This is a genomic window from Kitasatospora sp. NPDC043950 (assembly GCF_056435345.1).
Genome location: NZ_JBWKER010000030.1, coordinates 93,500 through 106,771, shown reverse-complemented (window position 1 = coordinate 106,771; position 13,272 = coordinate 93,500). Strand labels below are relative to the sequence as shown.

Annotated in this window: 10 protein-coding genes; 5 read left to right on the top strand and 5 right to left on the bottom strand. The window is 71.1% G+C overall.

The features are described from left to right. Positions 1-397 precede the first annotated feature (397 nt). The gene (locus tag AC07BF_RS21320; protein WP_400806526.1) at positions 398-838 is read right to left on the bottom strand and encodes a hypothetical protein; all 441 of its coding nucleotides are present in this window, start codon (positions 836-838) and stop codon (positions 398-400) included. Positions 839-1,288: 450 nt separating this feature from the next. Between AC07BF_RS21320 and AC07BF_RS21315 the strand changes: the two genes are divergently transcribed. From AC07BF_RS21315 to AC07BF_RS21305, 3 genes are all read left to right on the top strand, one after another. Next, positions 1,289-1,588 (top strand): hypothetical protein, encoded by a 300-nt coding sequence (locus tag AC07BF_RS21315; protein WP_478333765.1) that lies wholly within the window; start codon positions 1,289-1,291, stop codon positions 1,586-1,588. 306 nt (positions 1,589-1,894) lie between these two features. Then, complete coding sequence (locus AC07BF_RS21310) at positions 1,895-3,352, top strand: alkaline phosphatase family protein (RefSeq protein ID WP_478333764.1); 1,458 nt, start codon at positions 1,895-1,897, stop codon at positions 3,350-3,352. Between the two features lie 550 nt (positions 3,353-3,902). Next, on the top strand, positions 3,903-4,412 hold the full coding sequence (locus tag AC07BF_RS21305) for a hypothetical protein (RefSeq protein ID WP_363623780.1): 510 nt from the start codon (positions 3,903-3,905) through the stop codon (positions 4,410-4,412). Between the two features lie 131 nt (positions 4,413-4,543). On the opposite strand, the gene AC07BF_RS21300 is transcribed toward AC07BF_RS21305, so the two are convergent. Continuing rightward, positions 4,544-4,693 carry a hypothetical protein gene (locus tag AC07BF_RS21300; protein WP_478333763.1) on the bottom strand — a complete coding sequence of 50 codons (150 nt, stop codon included), beginning with the start codon at positions 4,691-4,693 and terminating at the stop codon, positions 4,544-4,546. Positions 4,694-5,179: 486 nt separating this feature from the next. Here AC07BF_RS21300 and AC07BF_RS21295 point away from each other — a divergent pair, with 486 nt between their 5' ends. Together AC07BF_RS21295 and AC07BF_RS21290 are read left to right on the top strand one after the other, a co-directional pair. Continuing rightward, complete coding sequence (locus AC07BF_RS21295; protein WP_478333762.1) at positions 5,180-6,319, top strand: alpha/beta hydrolase family protein; 1,140 nt, start codon at positions 5,180-5,182, stop codon at positions 6,317-6,319. A gap of 297 nt (positions 6,320-6,616) precedes the next feature. Then, the gene (locus AC07BF_RS21290; protein ID WP_478333761.1) at positions 6,617-7,936 is read left to right on the top strand and encodes an ALF repeat-containing protein; all 1,320 of its coding nucleotides are present in this window, start codon (positions 6,617-6,619) and stop codon (positions 7,934-7,936) included. Positions 7,937-8,301: 365 nt separating this feature from the next. Here AC07BF_RS21290 and AC07BF_RS21285 read toward each other — a convergent pair whose 3' ends face one another. The 3 genes from AC07BF_RS21285 to AC07BF_RS21275 are packed head-to-tail and all read right to left on the bottom strand — an operon-like array spanning position 8,302 to position 13,162. Then, on the bottom strand, positions 8,302-10,047 hold the full coding sequence (locus tag AC07BF_RS21285; protein WP_478333760.1) for an ABC transporter family substrate-binding protein: 1,746 nt from the start codon (positions 10,045-10,047) through the stop codon (positions 8,302-8,304). Between the two features lie 50 nt (positions 10,048-10,097). Beyond that, positions 10,098-12,260, bottom strand: coding sequence for a dipeptide ABC transporter ATP-binding protein (locus AC07BF_RS21280; RefSeq protein ID WP_478333759.1), 2,163 nt, complete (start codon positions 12,258-12,260; stop codon positions 10,098-10,100). Next, a complete protein-coding gene (locus AC07BF_RS21275) occupies positions 12,257-13,162 on the bottom strand; it encodes an ABC transporter permease (RefSeq protein WP_478333758.1) in 906 nt (301 codons plus the stop codon). The genes AC07BF_RS21280 and AC07BF_RS21275 overlap by 4 nt, the downstream gene beginning before the upstream one ends. Positions 13,163-13,272: the final 110 nt, after the last annotated feature.

The following is a 13,272-nucleotide window of genomic DNA, read 5'->3' as shown; positions in this document are numbered from 1 at the left end:
GAACTCCGGGGTGTACTTCCGCCCTGCCATATGAACCATCTTCCCGGACCATCAAGATCCGCCATCAGAGTGTCCACATCACAGGGGTCACCTCAAAACTGTCCTGAGGTCGAAATTCACCTTGCGCGATCAACCGGACCCGCCCGCTCGTGGACATCCTGATCCCCGCCAGCTGACGACGCGGCCGACCGCTGGAGGCCAGCGACAAGATCGTTCGGCCGTTGGCAGCGCACGGTGGCGCGTCGGCCCCGCACGCGCGGGGGTGGCTCGCTCGGTTGGGTCGCCCGCTGGTCGAGCAGTCGCAGCCCGTCACGCGCCCGTGGCTCAGCCTTTGTCAGGGCGGGTCGATGTGGGTCGACGGTTCGGCTCGACGCGAGTGTGCGCTGGTGGTCCCCGGTCAGCGGCGGCCGGTGGCCAGGATGACGAGGAACTGGCCGCCGCCCGGCTCGATGTCGGCGGTCACCGGCAGCCCCGGTGCCAGTCGGGAGAACCGGTCCACCAGCCAATCCGCCGCGTCCTGGGCGTCCTGCCTGGTCGGACAACGGCCCACCATCTCGCGGCCCCCCTTGCGCTCCAGCCTCGCGGCAACGGTGATCAGCGGCGCGGGTTCGGCCACGTACAGGCGGTCCGGCCAGGCGATGACCACCTTGACCGCGCCCTTGCGGGTGTTGCACCCGCGGTGCGCGAGCCGCTCGGCGACCTTGGCCTTCCGGTCGGCGGTCCGGCTGTCAACGCTGGGCCCCCTGGGATCGTTCACCGACTTGTCGGGGTCGACCGGTTCGTCGCACACCCAGCATCGCCAGCCGTCGCGCTCAGCCACATCATCGAGGAGACTCACCCGGACAAACTAGCTTGCCCGGCCGCCACCCCGTGCACCAGGGCCTCGGCAACCAGGTGAGCGGTGGTCCACGTTGTTCCTGAACGACGGGCGAATGATCGGGAATCTGCGGTCACCACCCGACTTTGCCGGCCTCTGGAGGAAGGTCACCGTGGTGACCGTGCCCCGGAGGCCCACCTGTCTCATGCGTTCCAGGAGTTCCGTTCGCTGAACGCTTCCGCAAACTTGTCGTTTCTGGCGTTATCGGGCAGTGGTGACGTCACTTGTCGACGGGTTCGGGAGGCGCCCAAAACCACGGTCTGGTGATGTTGATGAGTTTGGGTTCTGGCACGAGTTGTGCGGTCGGTGGCGGGGAGTGGCGGAGTTGCCTTTCCTCGGCGACCGAGGGTGGGTTGCTGGTCGGGAGGATCACTCAGGTCGGCCGAACGCGGAGCGCCACAGGATCGGTGGGTGAACAGTGACTATCCGTTCGAGAACGGCCGCGACCTCTCGTGGGCACTGGAAGGATTCGGTCCCGACGAGTGGCCCTGCTCGTCCGTCACCCTGGCCCGAGAGCAGTTCCTCAAGGTCAGGGGCCTGTTCGCGCTCGGTGATGACGAGTGGATGACGACCAGCGACCATCCGGTTCCTGTCGAGGTTCAGGGCTCGCTACAGGCAGTCGTCGAGACCGCTCTGTTCGAGGAAGGAGTGGACTACTTCCTCGGGGCTTGTCAGGACCTCCCCTCCGGGCCCTGGCCTCCCACTGGATGATCTGGCCGTTCCCGGGGTGGACCCCTCCGCCGTAGCGTCTACACCATCCGCGACAGCGCCACAACTTGTGATTCATCGTCCGGCTTCGAACAGCGTACGGACCGCCCCCCGCCCGGCGTTCGGGCATCCCTTCGGAGCTGTCAGCAGCGTGGTGCGGGGGCGCCTTCAGTGCCTGTCGGGTACCTGACATTCCTTGGCTGTTCATCCGCCGTCTCCACTGCCTCGAAGCTCCCGGGGGAAGGCCACAGGTGGTCCGGTGCGGTGACATCCCGCACGCGCACCGGCGCGACGGAGAGGGTGGGGCTGATGTCCGGAATAACCCGACGGAGGCTGCTGGGATCGGCGGCCGGCGCGATGGGAGCGGCAGCGGCGATGAGCCTGCTGCCACCGAGTGTCCAACGAGCGGTAGCGGCGGGGGTACCGAAGGCCGGTTCGCTGCGGGACGTCCAGCACGTGGTCCTGCTGATGCAGGAGAACCGGTCCTTCGACCACTACTTCGGCACGCTGGCCGGTGTCCGCGGCTTCGCGGACCCGAACGCGCTGCGGCTGGACAACGGGCGCTCGGTGTTCTACCAGCCCGACAGCGTCAACCCGGACGGCTACCTGCTGCCGTTCCACCTGGACACCCTCACCACGAGCGCGCAGGCGATCCCGTCCACCAGCCACTCCTGGTCGGTGCAGCACCGGGCCTGGAACGGCGGGAAGATGGACCGGTGGCTGTCCGCGCACCGGTCCGCCGACGGCGTCAACGGCCCGTACGTGATGGGGTACTACACCCGGGAGGACATCCCCTTCCAGTTCGCCCTGGCCGAGTCGTTCACCATCTGCGACAACTACTTCTGCTCGGTCCAGGGACCGACCTGGCCCAACCGGCTGTACTGGATGACGGGTTCGATCGGAGCCGACGGCGGCCAGGGCGGCCCGATCATCAGCAACTCGGCGCCCGAGCCGCTGACCTGGAAGACCTACCCCGAACAGTTGGAGGCGGCCGGCGTCAGCTGGCAGGTCTACCAGGAAGCCGACAACTACGGCACCAACATGCTCTCGCTCTTCAAGAGCTTCCAGCAGGCCGCGCCCGGCAGCGCGCTGCACCGCAAGGGCATGACGGCCCGGCCGGCCGGCACCTTCGAGGACGACGCGCGCAACAACCGGCTGCCCGCCGTCTCCTGGATCCTGCCGACCGGCTACCAGTCCGAGCACCCGGACTACCTGCCCGCCGCCGGTGCCGACTACGTCGCCTCCAAGATCGAGGCGGTCGCCTCGAACCCCGAGGTCTGGGCGAAGACGGTGTTCATCCTCAACTACGACGAGAACGACGGGCTGTTCGACCACGTGCCGCCACCGGTGCCCCCGGCCGCGACGCCGGGCGAGTTCGTCGGCGGTCTGCCGATCGGCGGCGGCTTCCGGGTGCCGTGCATCATCATCTCGCCCTGGACGGTGGGCGGCTGGGTCGCCGGCGAGGCCTTCGACCACACCTCGGTGCTGCAGTTCCTGGAACGGTTCACCGGAGTCCGGTCGGCCACCGTCACCGACTGGCGTCGCAACGCCTTCGGGGACCTGACCTCGGCCTTCCAGTTCAACGGCGGCGTGTGCAAGGCCCCGGCGCTGCCCCCGACCGCCGAGCAGCTCGAACTGGCCAAGTACGAGGTGTCGAACTATCCGGCGCCCGCCCTTCCGGGCGCGGGCCAACAGTTCCCCACCCAGGAACCCGGCGACCGGCCGCACCGACCGCACCGACCGCACCGACCGCACCGACCCCGATAACGCCCAGTAGCACCCGGCGGCCTTCGGCCAGGGCCCGGGCCGAAGGCCGCTGCGCACCGCCAGCGGGGCCTACGCCGCGTCAGACCGGCGTCCCAGCCACCGCGACGCTGTTGCCGATCGTCAACGTGACCGCCCGTCCCCGAGAGTGCGGTCCGGGAGGTCCATGCTGAACCCGCGACGGCCACGGCCACCGGGGGTTCGAACTGCACCGAAGCGCCGAGCAACTCGACAGCCTCACCGACGTCCCCGAAGCATCAGGCCGCACCATCCGATGGCGGCTGTCCGCAACGTCGCGGTCGAGGAGTTCCGGAACCGGAGCAGCGACGCGCCACGTCGTCGGCGCGCATTCATCTGGAGCCGAGGTGAATCCGGCCGACGCCAGGTGGAAGAGGCCGCTGCACGAGCAGCAGCCGCACAGCAGATCACGACAGCCACCTGATGACGACCGCTGCCTGACGGAGCTGATTCCACACAATGATGCGGTTGACGGTCCTTCGACCGTGCCGGAGCGGTAAGTTGACGGCTGCCGACTATGGAAAGAAGCACCGACGTGACCATCGACCAGGCTGCCCTCGGCAGCGCCGTGAAGGCAGTCGCCGCCGCCGCACACGCCGATGACCCGGCTGCGCTGTACCGCGCCGTGATGCCGCCGGCGGGCACGGACACGCCTCCGGCCGAGGCCGCCAGCTGGTTCGGGTCGCTCCTCATTCACCTGGCGCTCGCCGCGGCGAGCGCTTCGCGGTTGGAGCGGGGCTGCCCCCGGGAGACCGTCGCGGGGTGGATCGGGGAGGTGCTGGGCCCGCTGCCCACTCCCGCGCTGCTGCGCGCTGCGGATCCCGGCCGCATCGACCACGTCGAGGCGGTGCGCGCCGTAGCGGACTACTCCCGGTGCCGCGAGTACGCCGTCGACCTGGTCCGGGTGGGCCTGACCGAGCCGGATGAAGCACCGGACGAGCGAGGCGTCGATGCCCACTGTGCGGTGACGAACGACAAGGACGCGCGGATCACCGTGATGGCGATGCTCGGCCGCCTCGCCTCCGTTCCCGGCGGGCGAGGTTGACGGCACCTCCCCGGTGGTGCGCGGGGCGTCGGGCCGCCTTCGGGTCGCTCGGCTCGGCCTCGCCGCTCGGCCGGACGCCTTCGCCGGGCTGTCGGGGGATCAGGCCGGCGTAGACGATCTCCACGGCCGGCTCAGCCGCCCCAATCGAAGCTGTCGAGAGTCACGGTCGGAACGGGGGCGCCGACCGGGGCCGAGGCCGTGGCGGCGGAGGGCGCGAAGGCGATGACGGTGAGGGCGATGGCGGCGACCGCGAGGGCCTGGGCGATACGGGTGCGGATCACGGCGGGTCTCCTTCGCTGCTGATGGTGTGGCTGTCCGGTACCGGCAGGCGCCTCGCGGTTGGCGCCTCGTCCGGTTGCCGTCCCGGGGTGTTCTCCCTGGCGGCGATCACCAGCTTTTCCGCTCGCCGACGGCGCCGGAAGATGTTCCGGCTGTCGCCCACCGGACTGTCCGGGGTCGGACATGGAGACATGTCCACAACCGGACTGTCAGCGCGATTCGGTCCGAAGAGTTCGTCGACGGGGCGGTCGAAGCGGGCGTGGGCCTCCCGGTCGAGTTCTTCGGTGTCGCGGTAGGGCTAGCCACAGGACGGATACACCCGCTGGCCGGGCTGTGGCACGAGGGTGACCGTACGTAGCGTCGGCGACATGGAATCCACCTACTTAGCAGGCACGCTACGGCCCGTGCTTGGCCGGCGGAACGTCCGAACAGTCCTGGCCGTGCTGGCTACCGCGGCTGTGACGACGGGAGCCGCCTCGGCGGACACGGTGCATCGAAGCGATCGCGGACGGCTGGTTTCCGTTCAGCAGACGACCACCCTGGCCGCGAAGGAGGACGTCACCGCCGCGCTGGCCGCCGCCGGGTATGACGCGGGTGCAGTCCGGTTCGGAGTGGACGCCTACCGGCTGGTGTACCGCACCGTGGACCCCAGCGGCCGGCCGATCACCGCCAGCGGACTGCTGGTGCTGCCCCGTGGCGGCGAACACGAGTTGCGGACGGTGTCATTCACCCACGGCACGACCAGTCACCGGTCCGACGCCCCGTCCTCCACGGCCGAGGCCGGGTTCGTGTCCTCACCCGCCGTCACGTACGCGTCCGCCGGGTTCGCCGCCGTCGCCCCGGACTACATCGGGCTGGGCGCCGGCCCGGGACTCCACCCCTGGATGGACGTGCCCTCGGAGACCACCGCCTCCCTGGACATGCTCCGGGCAGCCCGCGCCTTCGTCCCGCGTACGGGCCGGGCGCTGGGACACGACGTGCTGGTCACCGGGTTCTCCCAGGGCGCCTCGGCGGCTATGGGACTCGCACGGGCACTCCAGGCCGGCGACGACCGGTGGTTCCGGCTCCAAGCCGTCGCGCCGGTCAGCGGCGCCTACGACTTCCGGCACGCCGAGCTGCCGGCGCTGCTCGACGGCTCTCTCGACCCGAAATCAAGTGTGCTGTACTCGGCGTACCTCCTCGTCGCCTGGAACCGGCTGCACCGTCTCTACGACTCCCCCGGCGAGGTCTTCCAGGCCCCGTACGACAGCACGGTCGAGGTGCTGTTCGACGGTTCACACACCGGCCCGCAACTCTTCGCCGGCACACCCGACACCATCGACGCACTGCTCACCCCACACGGCTTCGAGATGCTGCGCCACCCAACCAGCCGACTGGCCAAGGCACTTCGGGTAGCCGACAGCACCTGCGACTGGGCACCACGCGTCCCGGTCCGCTTGTACGCGGCCGACGCGGACGAGCAGGCGGCCAACGCCAACACCGACCACTGCGAGGCCACGCTGCGATCGCACGGCGTGAACGCGGCGGTCGTCGACCTCGGCACCCCCGACTTCGCGGGTTCCAGACACCTCGGCTCCAACGTCGCCGGCACCGCCGCCATCGTGCGCTGGTTCAGTCGACTGCGCTGAGATCCCGCCGGCCCGCCCCGCCCGCTCCGCACCGACCGGGCCGGTGCGGAGCGGGCGGCGGGTGTGCCGGGCCCGGGGTGTGGACGGCGCGGACCGGGACGGCGTCCCGAACGGGTAGGGACGGGGACCCCGGGCAGCTCTCCCGGCTGGTGTGACCAGGCGGTGCGCGACGAAGCCGAAGCGTGGGACGTGACGGAAATGTGTTCGCCAGCGGGGGGTACCGTTGCTATACGATCACTCGGCCGACCGTCGCGAGGCCGCGACTGGCTCATCCGTGTTGCAGATCCCGGGGGACCGTTGAAGATCCGTCATTCGCTCGCTGCCGTCCTCCTCGCCGCAGCCGCCGCGCCCGTCGCCCTGGGCGCCGCCCCGGCGTTCGCCGACACCGTCCCGACGGGGCAGGAGCAGACCGACCCGGCCGAGACCAAGGCGGACGAGGAGAACCGGGCGGCGATCGAGAGGCTGCTCGTCTACCCGAACGACTACCTGCTCACGGCTCCGAGCGACTACCTGCGCGAGCACGCGGGCCAGGCCCTCGCCGGCACCCCCGCGGACCGGGCGCACTTCCTCGCGGTGGAGGCGGACAGGATCCGCCGGGACGACGCGCGGATCGCGATCCTGCGGACCATGAACGCCGCCGGCCCGGCCGTCACGAAGGCCGCCAACGCCGCGTTCGGCTCGAACGACCTCGACGTGTTCCGCGCCTACCTGAACGTCGGCCAGTACACGGCCCGGACCGAGGACGAGAACCGCGCCAAGCTGCAGCAGCTCCTCGACGACCCGAACAGCGGACCGGGTGTGCGCGAGGGCGCCCAGCAGGCACTGGCGGGAACCGCCGCGGATGTCGAGCGCTTCCTCGACACGGGGCTGAAGACGGCCGCCGAGCACGACGACCGGGTCCTGCTCAGCCAGATCATGTCCCACGGCGGCCCGGCGGTGAAGAAGGCCGCCAACGCCGCGATGTCCGGCACCGTCGAGGACGTCCGCGCCTTCCTGAAGACCGGCCAGTACGTCGCCCGGGCGGAGGACGAGAACCGCGCCAAGGTCCAGGACGTCCTCGCCGACGCGGGCACCGGCCGCCACGTCCGGGAGGCGGCCGAGAAGGCGCTCGCCGGCAGCGCGGCGGACGTCGAGAACTTCCTGAAGACGCAGCTGGAGCCGCTGCGGGCGAGCGACGACCGGATCCACGTCTCGCAGCTCGTCGAGGCCGGGGGGCCCGAGGTCCGCAAGGCCGGCCTCGCCGCGCTCGACGGCGGCATCGGGGAGGTCCGGGCCTTCCTGAAGGAGGGCCAGTTCACCGCCCGGGCCAAGGACCAGGCCGCCGCGAAGACCACTGCCGAGACCGCTACGGAGACCTCGCGGAGCGGCTCCGGTACCACCCGGGCGGTCACCACCGTGACCCCCGACGCCACGGTCGCCCCCGTCTCGGCCGCCGGCGGCACGACGACCACCGCGACGACGACCACCGCCACCACGGACGGCCGGAGCACCGCCGGTGGCTCGCTGGCCGCCACCGGCTCGACCGCCCCGCTCGGGCAGCTCGGCGCCGCCGCCGGCGCGGCCGTCGTGCTGGGCGCCGGCGCGGTCGTCGCCTCGCGCCGCCGCTCGCAGGCCTGATCACCCTCCCCCGCCGGCCGGTCCACACCTCACGCCGGCCGGCGGAGCGTTCCCTGCACACCCGCACCCACGCCCACGGACGGGCCGCGCGCCCCACGCTTGGTCCCGGCCCCCGCCCGTACCCGCTCCCCCGTCCCGTGGTGCAGATCCCCCCCTTCTCCACCACGCGGGACGGACACCCGGCCACCGCTCCACACCCCCGGCGCCGTCCGCCCGGAGGCGCGCGACCGGCGTTGAGGCGCGACGGTCCCCGGGCGCTCCCGCCCGGGGGCGGCGGCGAGCTGCTGGGCCGCGGCGTCCTCGGCCCTGCTCGTCAAATGGTGCTGCTCACGAGCGGGCCCCGCAGGGGCGCCGAAACACCGGTGCTACTTCTGCCAGCCGATGGTCTCGGGCAGCGGGCTGTAGAAGATGGTGGCACCGACGTTGGCGAGGCCCTTCCTGATGCCGTAGGTGGAGGGGCCGCTGTAGAGCGGCAGGAAGGCGTACTGCTGGAGGGCCTTCTGCTCGACCTTGTTGACGGCCGCGACCTGCTGGCCGAGGTCGGCGATCTCGCCGGTGGCGCGGATCTCCTTGTCCAGCTCGGGAGTTCCGGCTCCGGTGATGTTGGAGTCGCGGTCCGAGCAGTAGAAGTCGCACAGGTACCGCGCGCCGAAGGGGTCCGTCGAGCGGTTGCCGGAGATGAACAGGTCGAAGCGGCGGTCGCTGAGCACCTTGGAGAAGTCGTTCTCGGAGACCTTGTTGACGTTCACCTTCACGCCGACGGCCTTGAGCATCGCGGTGAGCGCTCCGGCGGTGGCCTTCTCGATGGGGTCGTCGCCGAGCACGGTGTAGCCGAGCTCGAGTTGCTTGCCGTCCTTGGCGCGGATGCCGTCGGCTCCGGGCTTCCAGCCGGCCGCGTCCAGGGTCTTCCGCGCCTCCTGCGGGTCGTACTTCAGGACAGCGGCGACGTTGTCCTGGTAGCCCTGCTGGAAGCTGTAGAGCACCGCCGAGCCGGGCAGCGGCTCCGTGTAGTCGAGGCCCTGGAACCGGATCTTCGTGATCTGCGGACGGTCGATGCTCTCCTGCACCGCCTTGCGGACCTGGACGTCACCGAGGAACGGGGACTTGGCGTTGAGGTACAGCGCGTACTCGAAGGGGCTGCCGCCGCTGCGGATCTCGGCGTCCTTGACCGTCCTCACCTGCTTGAGGTTCTCCGCGGTCCCGACGGGGGCGTAGTCGAGTTCGCCGTTCTTGAAGGCGTTGATCGAGGCGGCGCTCTCCAGGTTGACGTAGACGCGCTTGTCGAGCTTGCCCGGCCGGCCCCACCAGTTGGGGTTGCGCACGAAGGTGATGTTGCCGGAGTGCTCGTCCCAGGTGCCCACGGTGTACGGTCCGGTGCCCCATTCGGGGTGGGCCGTCTTGACGTACGCCTTGTTGAAGTTGTCGACGGTGGCGGCCTGGGGGTGCAGGAAGGTGGTGAACAGCGCGGACCAGGAGGCGTTGACGCCCTTGAAGGTGATGACCGCCTGCTTGTCGTCGGCGCCCCGGGTGACGGAGGTGATGCGGTCGTAGCCGTCGGTGGAGGAGGCCGCGTAGTCCTTGTCCGAGCCGTTGTTGGCCTTCCAGGTGGCTTCGATGGCCCGCCAGTCGATGGGGGTGCCATCGTTGAAGACGGCCTTGGGGTTGAGGGTGATGACGACCTTCTGGTCGCCGCCCTCGACCGAGACCTTCACGTCGCTGTAGTAGTCCGGGTTGTACTGGACCTCGCCGGTGGGCGAGTAGGTGATGGCGTGGGCGTTGTACCAGGACCAGATCCGCGAGGAGTTCAGGGTGCCGTTGACGTTGAAGGGGTTGCCCTGCTCGTCGAAGGTCCCCGCGGTGGTGTAGGTGCCGCCGTCCTTGATGTTCTCGTACGGCTGGGGGTTGTAGTCGGTGACCGAGGACGCGATCTTGGCGGCGTTCTCGGCGTTCGGCCCGGAGGATCCGCCGGGGGATCCGCCGGGGGATCCGCCGGGGGATCCGCCGGAGGCAGACGAGGAGGAGGACGAGGAGGAGGACGGGGAGGAGCACGCGGTGGCGGCGACCAAGACGGCCGCGGCGAGCGCGAGGGGTAGGGCGAGCTTCCGGCGCATGGGTTGTCCTTGGTGGGAATCGGTGAGAAGGGGGTGGGACGGGGCGGGTGTCAGACCGCGTGGCAGGCGTACTGGTGGTCGGAGCCGTCCGGGGCGCCGACGGTCGCCGGCCGCTCGGTGCGGCAGCGGGTCCGTACGCTCTCGTCGGCCTCCCGGTACAGCGGGCAGCGGTCGACGAACACACAGCCCTCCGGCAGCCGGGTGGCACTGGGCTGCTCGCCCGCGAGGACGACGCGCTCGCGGTGGCGCTCGCGCTCCGGGTCGGGCACCGGGATCGCCGACAGCAGGGCCTGGGTGTACGGGTGCCGGGGTCGGGCGAAGATCTCCTCGGTGGCACCGGACTCGACGATGTGCCCGAGGTACATCACCGCGATGCGGTCGGAGACGTAGCGCACCACGGCCAGGTCGTGGGCCACCACCAGGTATGCCAGGCCCAGTTCGCGCTTCAGCCGGGCGAGCAGGTTGATGATCTCGGCCTGCACGGAGACGTCCAGCGCGGACAGCGGTTCGTCCAGGACCAGGAGTTTCGGCTCGCGGGCCAGGGCGCGGGCGATGCCGACGCGCTGGCGCTGGCCGCCGGACAGGGCGGCGGGGAAGCGGTCGCCCATGGCGCGGTCCAGGCCCACCAGGTCCAGGAGACGGGTGACCCGGGACCGGATGGCCGTCCGGTCGGCACCGGCGGCCTGGAGCGGTTCGGCCAGCAGGTCGAAGACGGTCAGGCGGGGGTCCAGGGCGTCCGTCGGGTCCTGGAGGACGATCTGGACGTCGCGCCGCAGCTCGCGCACCTGGGCCGCCGACCGCAGCGTGGCGACGTCGGTGCCGGCCACTTCGATGCGACCGCCCTCGGGGGCGCGCAGCCGCAGCACCTCGCGCAGCGTGGTGGTCTTGCCGCTGCCGGACTCCCCCACCAGGCCCAGGGTCTCGCCCGCGCGCAGTTCGAAGTTGACGTGGTTGACCGCGTGCAGGGTTCCGACCCGGCGTTTGAGGAGGGCCCCCTTGGTGACGGGGAAGGTCTTGACCAGGTCCTCCACGCGCAGGACCACCTCGCCCGCGGTCCGCTCTCCGGCGCGGGACGGCGGCACGGCAGCGGCGCGCCCGGCCGGGTCGAGGGTTCCGTCGGCGATCTCCCGCGCACGGTGGCAGGCGACGCGGCCGCGCTGCCCGCCCGGTGCGGTCAGGTCCGGTACGGTCAAGTCCGATGCGGTCAAGTCCGATGCGGTCAAGTCCGGCGCGGTCAGGTCCGGTTCGGTGGTCCGGCACACGTCCTGGGCCACCGCGCAGCGGGGCGCGAAGGGGCAGCCGCCGGGCAGGCCGACCAGGGAGGGCGGCTCGCCGCCGACCGGGATCAGGGGCCGTTCGACGCCGCTGTCCACGGTGGGGACGCTGGCCAGCAGCCGGGCGGTGTAGGGCATCGTGGGGCGGCGGAAGAGCTCGTCGACGCTCGCGTGCTCGACGATCCGTCCGGCGTACATGACGGCGACGTCGTCGGCGTGGCCCGCCACCACGCCCAGGTCGTGGGTGATCAGGACGAGGCCGGCGCCGGTCTCGCGCTGGGCCAGGCGCAGCACGTCGAGGATCTGCGCCTGGACGGTGACGTCGAGCGCCGTGGTGGGCTCGTCGGCGACGAGGACCGAGGGCTTGTTGGCGATGGCCAGGGCGATGACGACGCGTTGGCGCATGCCGCCGGAGAACTCGTGCGGGAACGACTTGGCGCGTTCGCGCGGGTCGGGGATGCCGACCAGGTCGAGCAGTTCCACCGCCTGCTCCCACGCGTCCTTCTTCGACAGTTCCCGGTGCACGCGCAGGGCCTGGGAGAGCAGCCGACCGACGCTGAAGATGGGCGTGAGCGCGGACATCGGGTCCTGGAAGACCATGCCGATGTCCTTGCCGCGCACCCGGGAGAGGCCCTTGTCGTCCATCGCCGCCAGGTCGCGGCCGCCCAGCAGGATCCGGCCGCCGAGGCGCGCGGTGGGCGGCAGCAGGCCCATGACGGCGAGGGCGGTGGCGGACTTGCCGGAGCCGGACTCGCCGACGATGCCCAGGGTGCGCCCTGGCAGCAGATCGAAGCCGATGCCGCGCACGGCCTCCACCGGTCCGGCCTCGGAGGGGAAGGAGACGCTCAGGTCGCGTACGGACAGGACGGGTGCGGGCTCGGTGGGCCCGGCCGGGGAGCCGGCCACGGGCCCGGTGTGGTGGGCGGGTGCGAGGGTCATCGTCGGCCTCCTGCCGCGCCGGTGGTGGACGTGGGGTCGAGGGCGTCGCGCAGGCCGTCGCCGACGAAGGTCATCGAGACAGTGAGCAGGACGGTCAGCCCGGCGGGGAAGGCGAAGAGCCATGGGGCGCTGGTGATGGTGCCCGCGCCGTCGGCGAGCATCGTGCCCAGCGACACGTCCGGGGTCTGCACGCCGAAGCCCAGGAAGGACAGGGCGGTCTCGCTGAGCACGGTGGAGACCACACCCAGGGTGAGGTTGACGATGAGCAGGGAGCCCAGGTTCGGGATGATGTGGCGCACCACGATGCGCAGGGGGCGCACGCCCATGTACTCCGCGGCGCGCACGTAGTCGCGCTCGCGCAGGGACGTGGACACCGACCAGACCACGCGCGCGGTGGACATCCAGCCGAACACCGTCAGCACGAGGATGAGGACCCGCCAGTCGCCCGCCAGCCGGTGCGAGACCAGGGCGAGGATGAGGAAGGAGGGCACGATCAGCAGGAAGTGGATGACGGCGAGGGTGGTCTTCTCCACCCGGCCCCCGAAGTAGGCCGCGCCCGCGCCCACGACCGCGGCGATGGCGACGGTCAGCACGGACACGCTCACCGCGATCACGAGCGAGCGCTGGAGGCCGTGCACGGCGGCGGCGTAGACGTCGTTGCCGCCCTGGTTGGTGCCGAACCAGTGCTCGGCGCTGGGGGCCTGGGTCAGTGCCGAGAAGTCGGCGTCCGCGTAGCCGTACGGGGTGAACAGGTCGCCGAGCGCGCTGAACAGCACGAGCAGCAGGAAGATCGCCACGCCGGCGACGGCGATCCGGTTGCGCAGGAAGCGCCGTAGGTAGAGACGGCGACGGCCCAGATAGTGCCCGTCGTGCCCGTCGTGCACGTCATGCACGTCATGCACGTCATGCCTGTCGCGCCCATCGTGCCCGGTGGGCGGCGGATCGGCGGCTCGCGCGGGTGCGATTGCGAGTACGCCTTCGGAGGTCGCGTCGGGGCTCACAGGGGTGCCCA

What these genes read in the sequence shown, in the direction of transcription:
- AC07BF_RS21285 (WP_478333760.1), bottom strand. Translation starts at nt 10,047, where the DNA reads ATGCGCCGGAAGCTCGCCCTACCCCTCGCGCTCGCCGCGGCCGTCTTG.
- AC07BF_RS21280 (WP_478333759.1), bottom strand. Translation starts at nt 12,260, where the DNA reads ATGACCCTCGCACCCGCCCACCACACCGGGCCCGTGGCCGGCTCCCCG.
- AC07BF_RS21310 (WP_478333764.1), top strand. Translation starts at nt 1,895, where the DNA reads ATGTCCGGAATAACCCGACGGAGGCTGCTGGGATCGGCGGCCGGCGCG.